Raw genomic sequence first — 17,748 nt, 5'->3', positions numbered from 1 at the left:
GCGGTTCCTTTATCCTACCCGGCCCAATAAAGCCTCAAACCACCCGGAAACCACGGAACCCCCGGAAAACGCTGACATGAATCAAGGCACGATCACGCAAGTCATCGGTTCGACTTTCGACGCACGATTCCCGGAGAACGCCCTGCCGGAGATTTACAATGCCCTGCACATCAAGAGCACGCACAACGGCATGGAAATCGACCTGACCGGCGAGGTCGCCAAGCACCTTGGCGGCGGACAGGTGCGAGCGGTTGCGCTGGGCTCTACCGACGGTTTGACCCGTGGTATGGCGGTTACAGACACCGGTGCGCCAGTGAAGGTACCGGTGGGTGAGCCGGTGCTTGGTCGGGTGTTCAACCTGCTGGGCAAGCCGGTGGACAAAAAAGGCCCGGTGGCGGCGACGGAGTTCCGATCCATTCACGCGATGCCGCCTGAGTTCACCTCACTCAACCCCAAGACTCAAGTACTCGAAACAGGCATCAAGGTCATCGACCTGCTCTGCCCGTTTGTCCGTGGCGGCAAGATCGGGCTTTTCGGCGGTGCAGGCGTCGGCAAGACCGTCATCATTCAGGAGATGATCGCACGTATCGCCCGTGAGCACGGCGGCTACTCCGTGTTTGCCGGCGTCGGTGAGCGTACGCGCGAAGGTAACGACCTCTGGCTGGAAATGAAGGAAGCGCAATACACCGACGCCTCCGGCAAGACGGCACACGTGCTCGACCGTGTGGCGATGGTGTTCGGCCAGATGAACGAGCCGCCCGGAGCACGACTCCGCGTCGCGCTGACCGCGCTGACGATGTGTGAAGAGTTCCGTGACAAGTCCGGCAAGGAAACGCTGCTGTTCGTGGATAACGTCTTCCGTTTCACGCAGGCCGGTTCAGAGGTGTCGGCACTCCTCGGTCGTATGCCCAGTGCCGTCGGTTATCAGCCGACGCTGAGCACGGAAATGGGTGAGCTTCAGGAGCGGATCACCTCGACCGAAAAGGGCGCGATCACGAGCGTGCAGGCGATTTACGTTCCGGCGGACGACCTGACCGACCCGGCTCCCGCCACCACATTCAGCCACTTGGACGCCTTCGTGACACTCTCGCGCGGTATTGCGGAAAAGGGTATTTTCCCCGCTGTCGATCCGCTGGCATCGACCAGCCGTATTCTCGATCCGGGCATCATCGGTCAGGACCACTACGACGTTTCCCGCCGCGTGCAGACGATTCTGCAACGGTACAAGGGGCTGCAGGACATCATTGCCATTCTCGGTGTTGATGAATTGTCGGAAGAGGACAAACTCATCGTCCGCCGCGCCCGCAAGATCGAACGATTCCTCTCGCAGCCGTTCTTCGTGGCGGAAGTCTTCACGGGTTTCCCCGGCGTTTACACGCCGCTGAAGGAGTCGATCGACAGCTTCCGCCGCATCTGCAACGGCGAGGGCGACGACATTCCCGAAGGCGCATTCATGTACGTCGGAACGCTCGACGACGCCAAGAAGAAAGCCGAGCGCCTGGCCAAGGGTTGATCCGCGGCCATTCAATCGTGATTTTTATTCAAGCCCGGGCGCATGCGCCTGGGCTTTTTTGTGTTTTCTGTCAAGCATAAAGGCGGACACCCGCTAGAATCTTCCGCGTTTCCCCCTAGCTTGAATGGATCAAACATGAATCTTCGAGAGACCGGACGTCAGCGCGGACGCGCCATTGCCGAAAGTTTGAAGAATGGCGGCTTTGCCGACCAGATGACCTACGACCTGACGTGGAATCGCCGGCTGTTCCCCACGCTCGGTGCGGACTTTGATTATGCCGGCGCGGTGATGGAATGGGATCGCAAGCGGCTGGCTGCAGTACCTGACGCGACGAAGTTTCCTGAAACTCGCGGATTGGTGGATCGCCATCTCGGCGAGCGTGAGGGTTTCTGCGAGGGCACGGGCTTTACCCCGGCGCAGGCGGCATGGTACTTCAGCTCGTACCACTACCTGTGGAAACATGTCAACGCACACCATCTGGCGCGTTACGACCTGGCTGATCCCCCGCGTCAATGCACCAACGTCTTCTTTCCGCAATCGCGGGAAGGGGGCGTCGTCATCAGTGATAACCGCGACGACGTCATGCGGCCGTTCCTGGAACCTCATATCCGTGACTGGAAACCGGGTGCTGCGGATAAAGACTCGTCAGTTTACTGGGTGCAGGGCGGCGTCTCGTCGTCGGTACTCCTGGATGAAGAGCCGAAGGAAATTTTCCCCGCCAACCCGCACGACCTGATGCCTCCGGAGTGTCTCAACGACATCAAACAGATCGTGGCGTTCATGGATCGTTACAAGGAATTCTGGGGGCCTGGTAATCAACTCTGGGTGGATAAGCAATTGCGTGGCGTGATGGTGGAAAAGGCCAACGTCCGGGTCGCTTATCGCTGGCCGACAGAGAACGGCGCGATCTGCATCACCGCATGCAGCTACATTGATCCTGAACTCAACGCCTTTAAGCGATCACGGCTCAAGGAAGTGATGAGGCTTAAAGGTGAGAACGAAAAAACGTGTTGCGACTGGGTGTACGCTGCCGGCTCTGATGAGCGACAGCACCGCCTGCTGGCACTGACAAACGCAGAAGCCAAGCGAGGTGCGACGATCTGGGGCGCGCTGGCGGTCGTCGCCGACACCGCAGTGCCGTTCCCCGCCCGCGTCTGTCTGGCCGGAGAGAAAGGAATTCCCGAAAAAGAACCGCAGGCCAACTGGTCGCTCACCCAGCACGCTTCGGTCATCACCGGGCCGAATCGTCGCATCCTCTATCGCTCCATCCAGAGCTTTTCAAATCCACGACCCGTTTACGAGTTGACACCCAAGCTGCGGCTGGGCAAAGGCGTGACGATGCAACCGGCGTGGCAGGCCGATGTCGATGCAGGTCGCTGCGAACTGGTGGAATAAATCCAGACGTGATGTGGAGCCATCACCCTATCGAGTGGTGAGGTAGCGAATCACCGCCGCCGCGGCACATGCTGCGGTTTCAATGCGAAGGATGTGAGAACCCAGCGACCAGGCTGCCGCTCCGCTGCTGACGGCTGCTTTTCGCTCGTCGTCTGTCCAGCCGCCTTCGGGACCGATGAGTACGAGCACGCGCTGCGCTTGCTTGAGTCGTGATTCGAGTTCCTCCCCGCCTCCACCACCCGGTGCTGCGATGAGTTTCACGTCATAGTCCTCGCGCAACAGTTTTTCCATTTCGCCGGGAGAGGCGATCTCCATCAGGTAATCACGGCCACACTGTTTGGCTGACTCAATCGAGGCACGGCTGAACTTGTCCAGCTTTGTCTGCCGCGGATCGACTACTGCTCGCTCAGCTCGCAACGGTATCAGACGATCGACCCCTAGTTGACTGAGTTGGCTGACCATCTCATCAGCGCGCGGCCCCTTGGGTATCGTGACCGCCACATCCAGACGCGGACAGATCCGCGGTGAGTGCGTCGCCCTGAGCAGACGGATCGTTGCCCCACCCGACCAGGAGAGCAACTCCCCTGTCGCTCGGTAGCCGTGACCATCGAAGAGCTCGATTTTTTCGCCGATCTCCATGCGCAACACCCGCCGAGCGTGGTGTGACTCGTCAGCGTCGAGCTGCACCGTCATGTCCGATAATGGGCCTGAAGACGTCGAGGAAGCCAGATTGGGACAGTAAAATCGGTGCATCGATTCGCGATTCATTTCCTGGGATGCGGCGTGGTGTACGAATCGACGCGGGCCGTTTCGGGTTCGCCCGCCAAGTTGATTCGGGGGAGCGCGGCTGACGGATTTGCCCCTTGAGTCACCTTCATAAGGGGTCGATAAAACCTTTCAGTCGCTGTGAGTTTATGACAATCTCGCACGTTACGGCAAGGCGAGTTTGAAACTGGATAGAGGTCCGTGCCGTCGGGGCGTCGAGTTCAGGAGACGCTGTGGAGGAAAAACCCAAACAGACCGCGGCTGACGAGACGGGAGCACTCGACGAGCAGATTGATTCGCTGCTGTCCGGTGACAGCGATACCGCTGCGCCTGACGATGCCACTGCCCCTACGCTCAACGAGCAACTCGATGTGATGATGTCCGCCGACCACACACAGCAAATGGATCCGCAGCGAGCCGTCTCGGCTGATGGTGCAGGTACTGCCGCCGATACCGCCCGAGCGGAGAGTGAATTGGCCGGCGACGATCTGGCAAAACAAATCCAGGAACTACTCGACACCGCCAAGGAAACGGCCGATGGTTCGTCTTCCAAACCTGCGGGAACTGCTACGACGGCAATGATGAGTGATGCCACTGATACATCCACCGAGACTTCCGGCGAATCCGCTGAAACAGAAGCGGTGGTGCAGAAGATCGACGAAGTGCTGGCTGAAAATGCTGATGACGCGATCGCTGATGATTTCGAGACGGTCGCCCAGGTCACAGGCCAGACGACGGATGTTGACCAGTTGAATGCAACCGAAGCCCCGCAGTGGCAGGAGCGATCCGCCGACACGGAGGAAGCAGAACCTGACCTTGAAGGCGCATTCGCCAGCCCGGAAGACCTGCTCAACAGCGAAGCGGCAATGCCCGCGGCCACGGCGAGCTTCTCCGCCACAGCCGCCTCCGTAGCGCGGGAACTCGACGAGCAACCCGAAAAGCACTCCAAGCCCGTCAAAGCACCCAAACCGCCGAAAGTCAGCAAACCGCGAGACCCCAACGCCCCCAGTCTGCTGCGACGGGTGCTGATGATCGTCAACGCGCCGCTGCTTCACGCCAGCAAACCCGTGCGGGATGGCGTGGGCTGGGTGGCACTGCTGACAATCTTCAACGGCTCGATGTTGTTGATGGCCAGAACAGTTTTCCACGTCACCGGCGAGCCGAACCCCAATGCTCCATTAGTGGAAGACCACGGAGCCGGCGGGGGCGGACACGGTGAAAAAGCTGAAACCGGCGAGTCATCCGGCCACGGCGAGACGGATAGCCACGGGGCCAAATCCAAAGTCAAGCCCAAATCAACACCCAAAGCTCCTGTCCGAAAAGTCGCCCGTAAATCCGCAAAAGCGGAAACAGGCGAACACGCCGACGCAGGCGGGCATTGAACGCTCCATGAGACTGAGTTGTTGATCCGTGAATTCGGCGCGTGCGCCAATCCGGCGGGTTAATCGCATCACGACATCAAAGCTTCATTGACTCAGCTTCCGCGAGGAAGCCTTTGAAGAGCCGATAGTGCTCTTCTTCGTCGCCTTTGAGGCCGGTGACGATATCCTGCGTCACAGGATCCACACCATCGCAGAGATCGATGATCTTCTGGTACTGTTCGATTGCGCCTTTTTCGGCTTCGAGCACGCCGAGAATCACCGCTTTGACATCAAGATTGTCGGCAGGCGGCTGGAGCGATTTCTGACAAAAGTTAAGCTCCAGTGAACCGGGGATTCGGCCTTCAAGCACCTTGATGCGGTTGGCAACGATGGTGGCATGTGTCGATTCATCGGCGACCTCCGCGAGGAGATTGTCCTTGATGTGCTTGGCACGGATGCCGTCGAGATGCACGGAATTGGCACGGTAGTTGATGACCGTTTCAAGTTCCATGCCGTAACTCTTCTGGAGTTCCGCCACGATTTCTTTGCGCTTTTTGTCCTGCATCTGGTTTCTCCTGGTGAAAGTTGAACCGCAAGCGCGGCTCACAGCGTCATGGCTGACACCGTCTGAAGCCCTTGTTACTTCGCGAATTCGTCCGCGAAGCGTTTTTCCCGCAACATCTGATCGCTGGGCACCATTATGATGCAATCCCACGGGCACACCTGGGCGCACAACGTACACCCGATGCACCGCGGCAGATCGATCGAGCAGTTCTGAAGCACCCATTGGTGCTCCGGTCCCGGAAGGGTGTCGATGCAATCCACCGGACAAACTGAGACGCAGGCCTCGCACCCCGTGCAGAGGTCTTCGTCAAGCAGAGCCAGTACTTTGGGCGGCTTCTTGGCCATGGGTCCGACATTCTAGGGTAAGAAAAGGTTCAGGGTAAAGTGACTCAGATTTTCTCTTGAAGATCGGGATGATAACTCATCCCAATCACATGATTTTCCCATCGGTTTCCTTTTACATTTGCCTTCGCTGCGGAGACGCATACAGTTTCAGCCAAACCTTATTTCAAAAACCAAGGATCACAACATGCCCGTAACCCCACCCATCGCACCTGATAAAGCCTCCGAAGCCATCCAGAGCATTTACGAACGCATCAAGGAGACCATCGGTAACGGCCAGGTTCCTGTCGGATACCAGATGATGGCGCACTCCGAGGCGTATCTCTCCGACAGTTACAACAACTACAAAAAGTTTGTCCACCATCAGAATCCGGGAAAACTGCTTGACGGCAAACAGCGCGCAGCGTTGGCACTGGCGACCAGTTCAGCGATGAATTGCGTCCACTGTGTACGGGCGCACGCCAAAGATGTGGTCGCGGCCGGCTGGACGGAGGTTCAGGCTGCGGAAATACTCGCGGTCACAGCAACCTGCACGATGTACAACACGTACTTCAAATTCAAGGATCTGGCAGGTGATCCCGCATTTGAGCATCTTTCGCCGGGACTGCGGGCGTTCACGTTTCAGAAAACCAGCCTCGAAGAAACCATGGTCGAGTTGATCAATGTCGTGGTGAGCAACATCAACAACTGCAAGAAATGTACCGCCAGCCACGTCGCGCGACTGCTGGAGCTGGGCGTCACCCATGAGACGATCGACGAGGCGATCAAGGTCAGTGCGACGATGGCGTCGTTCAACACGTATCACCGGACGCAGTAATCAGCGGTTACGCGCCACGGCAGAATCGCTGTTAAAATCCTCGTCTTGCTGACCCACCGAATTATTCCCTGCCTCGATGTCAAAGCCGGCCGCGTCGTCAAGGGCGTCAACTTCGTGCAGCTCCGAGATGCGGGCGATCCCGTGGAGATAGCGCGGCAGTACGATGCAGCCGGTGCGGATGAGCTGGTGTTTCTCGATATCACCGCCAGCCATGAAGACCGCGGAATCATGCTCGACGTGGTCCGCCAGGTAGCGGAGCAATGCTTCATGCCGTTTACGGTCGGCGGAGGAATCCGCACGATCGATGATGTAACCGCGCTGATCCAGGCAGGCGCGGAAAAGGTGAGCATCAACACGGCTGCGGTGGTGAATCCCGACATCATCACGCAAACCGCGCGTCGATTTGGTCGATGTGCGACGGTGGTGAACATCGACCCCAAGCGCGTGCCGTTTGATGAGTTCGCCCAGCGGCGGAAAGAGGGAGCAAGACGCAACCCGCAATCGAGTCATGCAAGATCTGATGTTGTCTTTGAAGTTCACACGCACGGAGGCAGGAGGCCGACGGGACTTGATGCCGTTACCTGGGCAAAGGAAGTGGTGGAACGCGGTGCCGGAGAGATCGTCCTGACGAGTATGGACGCCGACGGCACCAAGGCGGGCTATGACCTGGAGATGACGGCGGCGGTGGCGGCGGCGGTCGATGTGCCGGTCGTCGCATCGGGCGGCTGTGGCGGCCCGGAACACATGGCCCGCATTCTCGCTCCCATCGAGGCAGGAGGAGGCGGTGCTGATGCGGCGCTGGCGGCCAGCATCTTTCACTACGGCGAATACACCATTGGTCAGACGAAGGCATATTTGGCCGAACGCGGATTACCGGTAAGAATGACATAAATTGGGCGGGACCATCACCGGTTCCGGCATGCGGACGGGTTGTAACCGCCCATGAAATCAGCGGGCAACGCCTACTCTACCGAGGTGACATTTGACCACGCAGAGTGCCTCCATCAGCGTCGAGCATGTAACCCAGCGCAAAAGTCCGTCTGATACTCCGCTGCGCAAGTTCTTCAAAGCTGCGGTGGATAACGAAGCGTCCGACCTGCTGCTGCGCGGCGGGCTTTCTCCCAAGCTGCGCATTCGTGGTTCACTTAAAAACCTCGATGCGGTCATTGATCCTGTGGATTTTGAGACCTGGGTGGAAGCCTCGCTGACCGATTTGCAATGGAAGCATTACAGCGAGGCTGGTTCGCTTGATATTGGCTTCGATTTTGACCTTGGTGACAAAGGCAATCATCGCTTTCGTGTGAATCTGTTCCGAACACGCGGTCGCTCCGCGATTGCGGCAAGACGTGTATCCAACAAGATTCTCAGCTTTGATCAGCTCTATCTACCTTCATCGATGGAGACCATCTCGCAGAAGACACAGGGGTTGGTTCTCATCGCGGGCATCACGGGCAGCGGCAAGAGTACGACGCTCGCCTCGATGGTAGATTACATCAACGCCAACCGCGCCTGCCACATCCTCACCATTGAGGATCCGATCGAATATCTCTTCAAGGATCAGAAGGCCATCGTTAATCAGCGAGAGGTCGGCATCGACGTGCCGTCGTTCTCCGTCGGCCTGCGGGCGATGGTGCGGGAAAATCCTGACGTCGTGCTCATTGGTGAAATGCGCGACAAAGAAACATTCGAGGCTGCGCTTCAGGCGGCTGAGACCGGCCACCTGGTTTTCGGAACGATCCACGCATCGAGTGCGCCGCAAGCGTTCGGCCGAATCTATGATCTCTTTCCAGCTGAGGAACGCGACGCCATCCGCAACATGCTGGCGTACCAGATGGAAGCTTTCGTTTATCAGAAGCTGTTGCCGACGATCCGAGAGGATATTCAACGCATCCCGGCGGTGGAGGTTTTACTTCAGAGCCCGCCCACGCGGAAGTTCATCCTTGAAAAGCGGGAGCACGAACTGGGCGCGGTCATCAAGGGGCAGAAGGAAGCGGGGATGCAGACCTTTGCCGATAGCCTTGTGGACCTCGTGGAAAAGCAATACATTCACCCACGCACGGCACAGGCGGCGGCGTTCAACCCTGAGGAAATCAAGATGCGACTTAAGGGCATCGTGACGTAACGCGGAGTCGATCGACGATGATCGTGCCAAATCCGCCATCGTCTCCTCAGTATTTCAAACATCACTGATCCTCAGCGCAGGCAACCAAGCGGCAAACCCATGATGATGAAGCGATGGACATGGCTGGCAATTCTGGTGTTGGCGACGGCGGCCTGGGCGCAGACCTCGGTTACCGAAGTCCTCACCGCAGCAGATCCGACCGGTACGACCAGTAACGCCACCCCTGCCACTGCCGGCTCGCCTAAAGAAATTGCAGCGGCATTTTTCAAGGCTGTTGCGGAAAAAGATTGGCCGTCCGTTGAGCGGCTTTCCACCGCGGATTCATTTCGGCAATTCAAAAACCAATGGGAAACTGAACTACCAGCCCACAGCGCGGGGCCTCAGAGCGAAGTCATCCAGAGCAAGCTGTCGCTGGTTTACGGATCAGCAACCGCCGACGATCCGCTCAAGCCCGCGGAAGCACAGGGTGTTTACGCCCTGCTGATGCAGACTCCTAATGGCTGGAAGGTCGCAACGGCGGCACGAGGCGACTCAGCAGCAGCACGCGCAGCGTTTGCGGACTTCATCAAGGCTCACTCTGAGCTGGGATCGCTGCCGCCGGAGCCTGCAAGGGACGACGCCTCAGCCGCAGGGCCGGGTAAAGCCGACGCGATCACAGCTCCCGCAGGCCCTTCCACAGAGTCGGTCATGCTCCTGAGTCTCTTCAAGCCGATTACCTTCCTGATTATTCTGGCACTCTGGGGTTTTGTCGCCGGACGGGTGGACAAGGATCTGGCTAATTTTCACTTCCCACGCGAACCGTGGAACGGAGCGATCATCGGATCGGCTGTCATCGCTTTTTTCCTCTGGCTGCTCCTGCCTTACTTCTGGCTTGGCCTGCCTGTCGCGCTCATCATTCTCGCAGGCACCATCACCGGCTACGCTTTCTACCGAAACCCCCGCGTCCCTGAAAATAAACAGTGGACGCTCACAATGAACTTTCTCACCGAGCGGCTGGAGAAACGATCACAGGACCAGGCCCAATCTGCCGCGACGGTCAAGGTGGTCGGTGCGGATGGGAAGGCGATGCCCGTACCGCAACCCGATGACCCCACGGGACCGGCGCACGAAGCGGTGGAGACGTTGCTCGACTTCGCCTTGTCCCGACGCGCCGACCGGATCGAGTTGATGGCCGACGCCCAGCAGACCTCGCAGGCCGTCATGATCGACGGGGTACGCTACAACCAACCAAATCTTCAGACTGCACTCGGGTTGGGTGTTATCGACTACCTCAAAAGTGCGGCAAAGCTCGATCTGTCAGACCGCCGGCGAAAGCAGGTCGGCCGCGTCATGTTTGAGGATGAAGCCAACCATCGCCATCCGTTCATCCTGCACACGATGGGTTCTACCAAGGGCCTGATCCTGACACTTCAGCAGGACAAGACCTCCGCGCCTGCTCTGCCGGCCAATCAGCTCGGCCTGTTGGAACTCCAGCGTCAACAACTCGTGGCGTGTCTCGACCAGCCCGGTCGTGTGGTCATCGTCAGCAGCCCGCCCGGACAGGGACAGACCACGACGCTTTACAGTCTCATGGGGCGACACGACCCGTACACGCAAAGCGTCATCGCACTCGAGGAAAGTCTTGAATACGAGCTTGAAGGCGTCACACACGACAAGCTCGGCCCGGGCGCGGATGCAGACACGATCAATCAAAAGCTCAAAGCATCAATGCTCCGCGAAGCGCAGGTGGTCATGCTGAGCAAGATCGCCGACGTTAATACCGCGAAGATGATGGTGGATTACTCCGAAACCACGCGGTTCTACACCGGCATCCGTGCAGAGGACTCGACGACAGCCCTCAAGCTATGGGTTAAGACGCTCGGTGATACGAAGTCCGCAGCCAAGGGCATTCAGGCTATTATCGCGCAGCGACTGATCCGCCGACTGTGCAAGACTTGCCGCATACCGTACAAGCCTGATGCCGAGGTTCTGCGCAAACTTAACCTCACGCCTGACAAGGTTGGCCAGTTCTATAAGCATTCCGGGCAAGTCATGATCAAGGAAGAAGCGAAGCCGTGTCCCGACTGTCTGGGTCTGGGATTCAAGGGTCGCACCGGATTGTTCGAGGTGATGGTCTTTGACGACGAAGCGCGTCAACTGCTTGCGGCTGGCCATCTTGATCCGCTCCGATCCTATCTGCGTAAACAGAAAATGCTCTGGCTACAGGAAGCAGCACTGATGAAAGTCGTCGAAGGCGAAACGAGCATCGGCGAAGTGACCCGCATCATGGGAGGAGGAAAGTAGCCCATGAATACCGTCATCAACCTCCTCGTCATGGCGTTCATCCTGTTCATGGCCTACTGGTGGGGCCGGCAGGGATTATTCAGTGCGTTTCTGCATTTCATAATTACTGTTGCCTGCGGGGCAATCGCGCTGGCGCTGTGGGAGCCTATCTCGCAGGGCATCCTGCTGATGCGCATGCCTCAGTTCGCCTGGGGAGTCGGGCTGCTCGCGCCATTCGTGCTCGCTCTGCTGATCGTACGAACCGTAATTGACAAGGTGGTCCACTACAACCTGTATTTCAGCACCCTGACCAACTGGATCGGCGGCAGCATCTTCGGTTTTCTCTCCGGATGCCTTACCGTTGGGCTGACCATCATCGGCCTGGGCTTTCTCGCGTTGCCGGCTGATCTGATGGGTTACCAGCCGTATTACGTTGATGCGTCCGGCCAGGTCATGGAAAACTCCGGCGGTCGTCTGTGGTTCTCCGTCGAAAAGAGCACCGATGCGTTTTACTCGATGCTCTCGCGCGGCAGTTTCTACGCAGGCCAGCCGATGGACCTCTACGCACCGAGCATCTCCACCCAAGCCGGTATGTTTCGATTGCGGTACGACCCCAACAGCGCGGTGGCGGTCGCGCCGGGAGAAGTAGTCCCGATGGCGGTCTATGTGGTTCCCACGCCGCTCAAAGGTGCTGATGCAACCGTGACCAGACTCATCGGAAACTGGGCCCGACAGCCAAACTCCAAGCTGGTAGTTGTCGAAACTAAATGGGTACCGCTGGAAGACCAGAAGGCCCGCGCGTTCGATACCAATCTGCTCCGGCTCTATCCTCCGGCCATCCGGTTGTTAACCGTTGAAACAGGCAAAAATCCCGAAGATTCCACGACTGGATGGGTCGCTCCCGTCGGCGCGACAAAGGTGGACCCCGGCACGGGTGAACGGTTATACGTCCCCTTCAGTGACAACAAGGCGTTCCTGTCGGCTGATGCTCGCGGCGGGACATTTGCCTTTGTCTTCCAACTCCCGCAGGATCAGGAGCCAAAGTTCCTTTTCACCCGCAGACTGCGGCTTTCTCTGCCTGAGGCGTCGAGCGACATGCACCGCGTGGCACGGGCTTTGGGCAAGAGTACCGCCACATCGCTGGTCGGTGAAAATAACGACAGCGTCACAGGCAGAGTCGGAATGCGCGAAGGTACAGTTTCGGGATCACAGGCACTGGGTATCGAGATTAACAACGCTCTGCCCTACGTCATCAGCCGTAATAAAGTCACCTCGTTTGAGGTGGATGCCAATGGATTCCTCACACGAGGTATCGGCGAAGCAGGTAAAACCGAAGGGACCGTCTCCAAACAAGTTGCCATAGAACGCGTCCACACGGATCCGACGGTTCGCACCGTGCGAGTCCGACTGGGTAAAGACAAGGCGCAGTCACTCATGGGTGCCGCACACGTCGCGGCGGCGAGCGTCCAAGGCGTCTGGCTCCAGGACGTGCAGGGCAATAAGTATCTGCCGCAGGGTTTCGCCTGGGCGCGAGCTGATGGTTCGCAGCAGATTCACTACGAACCGGAAAGCCCCATCCAGTCGGCACGCCAAATCCCCACTAATCAGATGGGGCCTGACGACATCATGTACCTCTATTTCGCCATCCCCAAGGGAGTGAAGATCGCCACTTTCCACGCAAGCCAGAGCATGAAGCAGGCAGCGGAACTCGACGTCAAGTAGCAGTCATCAATCGCAACGAGCCGATAGAGTTGGGACGATTATCACCAGCCGCTTTTCGTCGGTAACGGTCAGGAATGGAGTCTTCCGTTGAACCTTCAGGGTAAGAAGGCCCTCGTCATGGGCCTCGGTCGCTTTGGCGGAGGCGTCGGCGTCACACGCTTCCTCGCAGCACGAGGTGCGCAAGTCACTGTCACCGATACGGCACCGGCTGATGATCTCAAGGAGAGCGTAGCCAGACTCAGCGATGTACGCGGCGTCTCGTTTCATCTGGGCGAGCATCGCACGGAGGATTTCACCACGGCGGATCTCGTCGTGGTAAATCCCGCTGTCCCGCCTGACAATCCCTACGTCGCCGCCGCCCGCGCCACCGGTGTCGCGCTGACAAGCGAAATTCGATTGCTTGTCAGACATCTACCCAACCGACTTCACACCATCGGCATCACCGGCAGTGCTGGAAAATCAACGACGACGGCAATGATCGGCCACATTCTGCGCCATACGTCAGCGGGAGATCACTCGTTTAATGTTCATGTCGGCGGCAATATTGGCGGATCGCTGCTCGGAGTCATCGACACGATCAAACCGAACGATTGGGTTGTACTCGAACTTTCGAGCTTTATGCTGGAGGGGCTGCGCGAGGAGAAGTGGTCTCCGCATATTGCTGTCATCACCAACTTGCAACCGAATCACCTCGACTGGCACGGTTCTTTTGAGGCATATCAGCACGCCAAGCAGGCACTGCTTGACTATCAGCGCGAGGCGGACGATGACATTACCATCGGCGGACCGGGGATACATAACGTGTTCACGCCGCGAGTGTCTAACTTTTCGTTTTTTGAGCGGGACGACCTGGCCCTGAGTCCGCCAATCGAACTGATCATCCCCGGCGAGCACAACCAGCTCAACGCCAGGCTGGCTGCTGCGGTCGTGAAAGCTGCCATTCATCAACCGGAGTGGGAGAGTTGGAAGTCTCTCGCCGACTTCGGCGGGCTTACCCACCGCATGCAATTCGTTGCGGAGCACTCAGGCGTGCGCTATTTCAACGACTCCAAAGCGACCACTCCCGACGCCACCGAACTGGCGATCAAAAGCTTCCCGCGAGGCAAAGTCCACCTCATCCTGGGCGGATATGACAAGGGAATCGACCTGTTGCCTTTAGCGCGACTGGCTGCCCGGCATTGCCATGCCATCTACACCATCGGAAAAACGGGCGACACCATCGCTGCCGCTGCGGAGGCCGAAGGTCACGACGCGACGGCGACACACGGACCAAGTGTGGGAGTCACCGGCTGCGGCGGCGCAATGTGGGGTGACGACAGTGCCGCCGTAATTCGCTGCGGTACGCTCGATCGAGCCATGGCGGAAATCGCCGACCGTGTCAGGCAAGGCGACGTGGTGCTTCTCTCCACCGCATGTGCCAGTTGGGATCAATTTGTGAATTTCGAGTCGCGCGGAGCAGCGTTTGTCGAGGCGGTGCTGAAATACACGGGGGAAGGCTCAAAATCGCCGGGCGTATAAATGTGTTTTGACTTCTCCCCCGTGCGGCCGAAAAACGCGGCGTATCGAATCGGGCTTACAGCAAGGCCGCTACTGCTCAAGCACTTTCCCCAGTTGGTCGGCGTGGGCCTGCAGCCATTTCACTTTCCGCTCTACCATCAGAAGGAACCCGATCCCTTCCATCCTCGCAAACGATCCCGTAGCCGCGACGGGGATCACGCTTTCGGCAATCAGTGCTTCGAGCATCAGCCACGGCACGGTGCGCAGCTCGGCTCGTGAAAGGACGTTGACGCTGTCATACGCCCGCAGGAACCGCTTAAATCGAGATTCATCGATGTAATCAGGCCATTGCGCCGGGTCATCACCGCCGCCGATGATGGAAAATTGCAGCGCGCCGTTGGCCGCGTCGATGATCCGCTGCTGAATTCTCGCTGCGTCATAGTCAATCACCGCAACCACACGCGATCCGCGGAAGAGCATGTTGCCGGGGTGCCAGTCGCTGTGAACGATCTGCATCGGCCAGTCGGTCAACCCCATTTCGTTGACCTTCATCGCGGCTGCGTTGTAGCTGCTGTGCAGAAACTTGACGACCTGCGCCACCCGATCCGAAGCATCGACGCTGCGCGGTTCGATTTTTGAAAGCGTCGTTGGAATCGCTTCCATCGAAGACGCCACCGAACGTGACGCATGATAGGAGCCTTGCGCCGGCTCATATTCCGGCTGGTATGAGGCCAGCAGTTTGTGGAAGAGCGCAAGCGTCTTGCCTGAATCAGCGGTGGCTTCGAGGGAGTTGTCGTAGCTCGTGCCTTTGATGTATTCAAACACCTCGTAAATGCATCCCTTCCACTGGAGCATTGAGTTGTTGTCTTTTTTTGTGCCGATCAGATGAGGCAGCGGGAACTGCTTGCTGGCAAGGTAGCTTTGAAGCTGATGACAGAACGCGACCTTGAACGGGTCATCTTTTCCGCGTGCCCGCCTCTTGAGAAGAAAGAATCCTTTCTCCGTCCGGAGGATCAGCTTGGGTGCTTTGCGTGAGCCCTTGGGAAACTCCTGAATCGCTTCGATCGTGCCCAGATCGTAATGCGAAAGAACGATCGCAAGCTCATCAGTAGCAAAACGGTCCCGACCGCTGCCCATTTGACCCGACACACCTGACGAAACGGCTGATCCCAGTGCGGACTGGCCAATCGGCGCGCCGGTCCCGGATAAGCTGCCGGTAAGGTTGGGGGTGGGGACTTGGGACATGCACGGTTCCGTGGACCGGAGAAGTCAGACGATTCTAGATAGCGTGGCTACGAGTGTCAGAAACCTTAGTCGGGTATTTTTCAAAACGATCAATCGACCACGCAGGCTGTTATCAGAACTATCGACCATCTATAAAACCAGCTTTTCCTCGAATGGTCGAATCGTGCCCTTTGTTCACCCGTGTTAATCGGTCAGCCGACGGAAAAGTCGCGGGTTTACTCCACGTTCTGGACCTGTTCCTTGATCCGGTCGATGGCTCCTTTCACCTCAACAATAGCACGCGCGATCACCGCATCATTGCTCTTGCTCGCGATGGTGTTGGCTTCACGACGCAATTCCTGCGTGAGGAAGTCGAGCGTCCGCCCAGCAGGTTCGCCGTCCGGCGCAGCGGCGATCCGCTCGATTTGTTCAAGGTGCCCGCTCAATCGGGTTACTTCTTCCGAGATATCCGCTCGTTCCGCAAAAATGGCGACTTCACGGATTAAATCTTTTTCGTCGATTCGTAATTCTGCCCGTGCCAGCAGGTGATCGATCCTCGCGCGCAGCCGCTGATGGTACTCCTCCACCACCTGCGGCGCACGGTCCTTGACCATCGCAAGCCGCTCTTGAATGAAAACACGGTGTTTGGTGAGATCATCGGCGATAGCTAATCCCTCGCGGGAACGCATGACCGTGAGCCTGTCACATGCCTGTCCTGTCAGACTCAGCACGACCGGCCGCGCTCGTTCGAGAATCGCAGCTTCATCTTCGGGAACCAGAACGCCCGGAAGTGCCAGCAATGCGGTTAAGTCGATATGGACCGCATGATCCTTATCACCGCCGATTTTTGTATGAATTGTCTCGAGGTGATCGAGGTAGTCGAGCAAAGCCGCGTCGTTAATCCGATGCGTTGTCGCGCCCTCAGCAGCACGCATTTTGACGACCAGCGTGATTGACCCGCGATTAAGCCGCTGGCGAAGCAATGACTCAAGCTCAGCCTCCAGACCCGAAATAATGTCAGGCAGCCGAATCGTGGCTTTGAAATATCGATTGTTGAGACTGCGCACCTCGGCGAGGTAATGCACTCCCGCCGCCTGCTCCGAGGCATCGCCAAATCCGGTCATTGAACGGATCAAGGGGCCTTCTCCGGAGCCAGCGGTGATTGCGGAGCGGTGTGCGAGGTATCTGACTCAGCTGGAGCTGTCGTCGGCGGCAAAGGGGACTCCGGAATTTCCGCCGTGTCCTTGGGTAATGGAGCTGGTTGTGTGGCGGAAGGCGGCGTCGCCGAGTCAACGCTTTCTTTTTCGAGCGGTGAATTAGGCGATGGGATCGACCACGTCAGGCCGATGGCCAACAGGATAAAGGCTGTGAAGCAGGCAACGGTGAACCACGTAAGAAAATCTCCGGTGCGTGATCCGAATGCGGACTGCGCCCCACCCGCCCCGCCGAACGCCCCGCTAAGGCCGCCCCCGCGAGGCTTTTGAATCAGAATCACGCCTGAGAGCAGCAGGCTCACCAAGACAAACAGTACCAGCAGAATCGTGACAAGAACCGACGCGAGCATCAGCATATGAAGCAAACCTTTCGTGGGACACGTGTCCCCAATATTAAAGAGCCATTGTCTCGCCTATGAGTCCTTACGACCAGTCGTATACAAACTCCATATCACGGCCCCGACTACGATCAATCCCAACACGCCGCCTATCAGGATGATCAGCATCATGAAGCCGACTCCTGTCGTACTGACTCGAAACGTGCAGTCTATTTCACCGCAGCTTTGACGATCGCCAGAAAGTCCTCTGACTTGAGTGACGCTCCGCCGATCAAGCCGCCATCAATATCCGATTGAGAAAAAAGTTCTTTGGCGTTCGCCGGTTTCACCGATCCGCCGTACTGAATACGCATCCCGGCAGCGATGGCCGCCGCCTCCGCTCGATTATGACCGTCGCCTGCCAATAAACTGAACTCCACACATCGACGAATACGGTCGTGTGCTTCCTGTGCGTCAGCGGGAGTCGCGTTCTTACCGGTGCCGATCGCCCATACCGGCTCGTAAGCGATTGTCACCCGGCTGAGTTGCTCACGTTTCACCCCAGCCAGACCCAAAAGCACCTGTCCTCGATTGACATCATGGGTCTGTCCTGCTTCGCGCTGTTCGAGCTTT

Annotated in this window: 16 protein-coding genes; 9 read left to right on the top strand and 7 right to left on the bottom strand. The window is 58.0% G+C overall.

The window, feature by feature from the left end:
• Positions 1 to 76 precede the first annotated feature (76 nt).
• Positions 77 to 1,513 carry a F0F1 ATP synthase subunit beta gene (gene atpD / locus IT444_12100; GenBank protein ID MCC7193514.1) on the top strand — a complete coding sequence of 479 codons (1,437 nt, stop codon included), beginning with the start codon at positions 77 to 79 and terminating at the stop codon, positions 1,511 to 1,513.
• Positions 1,514 to 1,648: 135 nt separating this feature from the next.
• Positions 1,649 to 2,908, top strand: coding sequence for a hypothetical protein (locus tag IT444_12095; protein MCC7193513.1), 1,260 nt, complete (start codon positions 1,649 to 1,651; stop codon positions 2,906 to 2,908).
• Positions 2,909 to 2,935: 27 nt separating this feature from the next.
• Here the strand turns inward: IT444_12095 and IT444_12090 are convergent, their stop codons facing one another.
• Entirely contained in the window at positions 2,936 to 3,601 is a 666-nt protein-coding gene (locus IT444_12090) for a 16S rRNA (uracil(1498)-N(3))-methyltransferase (protein MCC7193512.1), read from the bottom strand.
• Positions 3,602 to 3,906: 305 nt separating this feature from the next.
• On the opposite strand from IT444_12090, the gene IT444_12085 reads away from it, so the two are divergent.
• Entirely contained in the window at positions 3,907 to 5,055 is a 1,149-nt protein-coding gene (locus IT444_12085; protein MCC7193511.1) for a hypothetical protein, read from the top strand.
• A gap of 76 nt (positions 5,056 to 5,131) precedes the next feature.
• On the opposite strand, the gene IT444_12080 is transcribed toward IT444_12085, so the two are convergent.
• The gene (locus IT444_12080; GenBank protein MCC7193510.1) at positions 5,132 to 5,599 is read right to left on the bottom strand and encodes a hypothetical protein; all 468 of its coding nucleotides are present in this window, start codon (positions 5,597 to 5,599) and stop codon (positions 5,132 to 5,134) included.
• 74 nt (positions 5,600 to 5,673) lie between these two features.
• The gene (locus IT444_12075) at positions 5,674 to 5,943 is read right to left on the bottom strand and encodes a 4Fe-4S binding protein (protein MCC7193509.1); all 270 of its coding nucleotides are present in this window, start codon (positions 5,941 to 5,943) and stop codon (positions 5,674 to 5,676) included.
• 184 nt (positions 5,944 to 6,127) lie between these two features.
• Here IT444_12075 and IT444_12070 point away from each other — a divergent pair, with 184 nt between their 5' ends.
• The 6 genes from IT444_12070 to murD all read left to right on the top strand — a co-directional run bounded on the left by IT444_12070 (position 6,128) and on the right by murD (position 14,381).
• Positions 6,128 to 6,757 (top strand): carboxymuconolactone decarboxylase family protein, encoded by a 630-nt coding sequence (locus IT444_12070; GenBank protein ID MCC7193508.1) that lies wholly within the window; start codon positions 6,128 to 6,130, stop codon positions 6,755 to 6,757.
• 45 nt (positions 6,758 to 6,802) lie between these two features.
• Positions 6,803 to 7,648: an imidazole glycerol phosphate synthase subunit HisF gene (hisF, locus tag IT444_12065; GenBank protein ID MCC7193507.1), complete on the top strand. Its 846-nt coding sequence runs from the start codon at positions 6,803 to 6,805 to the stop codon at positions 7,646 to 7,648.
• Between the two features lie 91 nt (positions 7,649 to 7,739).
• Positions 7,740 to 8,879: a PilT/PilU family type 4a pilus ATPase gene (locus IT444_12060; protein ID MCC7193506.1), complete on the top strand. Its 1,140-nt coding sequence runs from the start codon at positions 7,740 to 7,742 to the stop codon at positions 8,877 to 8,879.
• Between the two features lie 99 nt (positions 8,880 to 8,978).
• The gene (gene tadA, locus IT444_12055) at positions 8,979 to 11,162 is read left to right on the top strand and encodes a Flp pilus assembly complex ATPase component TadA (GenBank protein ID MCC7193505.1); all 2,184 of its coding nucleotides are present in this window, start codon (positions 8,979 to 8,981) and stop codon (positions 11,160 to 11,162) included.
• Positions 11,163 to 11,165: 3 nt separating this feature from the next.
• Entirely contained in the window at positions 11,166 to 12,863 is a 1,698-nt protein-coding gene (locus tag IT444_12050; GenBank protein MCC7193504.1) for a CvpA family protein, read from the top strand.
• A gap of 87 nt (positions 12,864 to 12,950) precedes the next feature.
• Positions 12,951 to 14,381: a UDP-N-acetylmuramoyl-L-alanine--D-glutamate ligase gene (gene murD / locus IT444_12045; GenBank protein ID MCC7193503.1), complete on the top strand. Its 1,431-nt coding sequence runs from the start codon at positions 12,951 to 12,953 to the stop codon at positions 14,379 to 14,381.
• A 69-nt stretch (positions 14,382 to 14,450) separates the two neighbouring features.
• Here the strand turns inward: murD and IT444_12040 are convergent, their stop codons facing one another.
• The 4 genes from IT444_12040 to IT444_12025 all read right to left on the bottom strand — a co-directional run.
• Complete coding sequence (locus tag IT444_12040; protein MCC7193502.1) at positions 14,451 to 15,605, bottom strand: phosphotransferase; 1,155 nt, start codon at positions 15,603 to 15,605, stop codon at positions 14,451 to 14,453.
• 215 nt (positions 15,606 to 15,820) lie between these two features.
• On the bottom strand, positions 15,821 to 16,720 hold the full coding sequence (locus IT444_12035) for a YicC family protein (protein ID MCC7193501.1): 900 nt from the start codon (positions 16,718 to 16,720) through the stop codon (positions 15,821 to 15,823).
• Positions 16,717 to 17,154 carry a preprotein translocase subunit SecG gene (gene secG / locus IT444_12030; GenBank protein ID MCC7193500.1) on the bottom strand — a complete coding sequence of 146 codons (438 nt, stop codon included), beginning with the start codon at positions 17,152 to 17,154 and terminating at the stop codon, positions 16,717 to 16,719. The genes IT444_12035 and secG overlap by 4 nt, the downstream gene beginning before the upstream one ends.
• 191 nt (positions 17,155 to 17,345) lie before the next feature.
• Positions 17,346 to 17,748 (bottom strand): triosephosphate isomerase (locus IT444_12025; protein MCC7193499.1); only part of this gene is annotated, 403 nt, incomplete at its 5' end.

This window comes from Phycisphaeraceae bacterium (genome assembly GCA_020851465.1).
Taxonomy (GTDB): Bacteria; Planctomycetota; Phycisphaerae; order Phycisphaerales; family Phycisphaeraceae; genus JADZCR01.
This window is presented reverse-complemented; position numbering and strand designations above follow the sequence as displayed.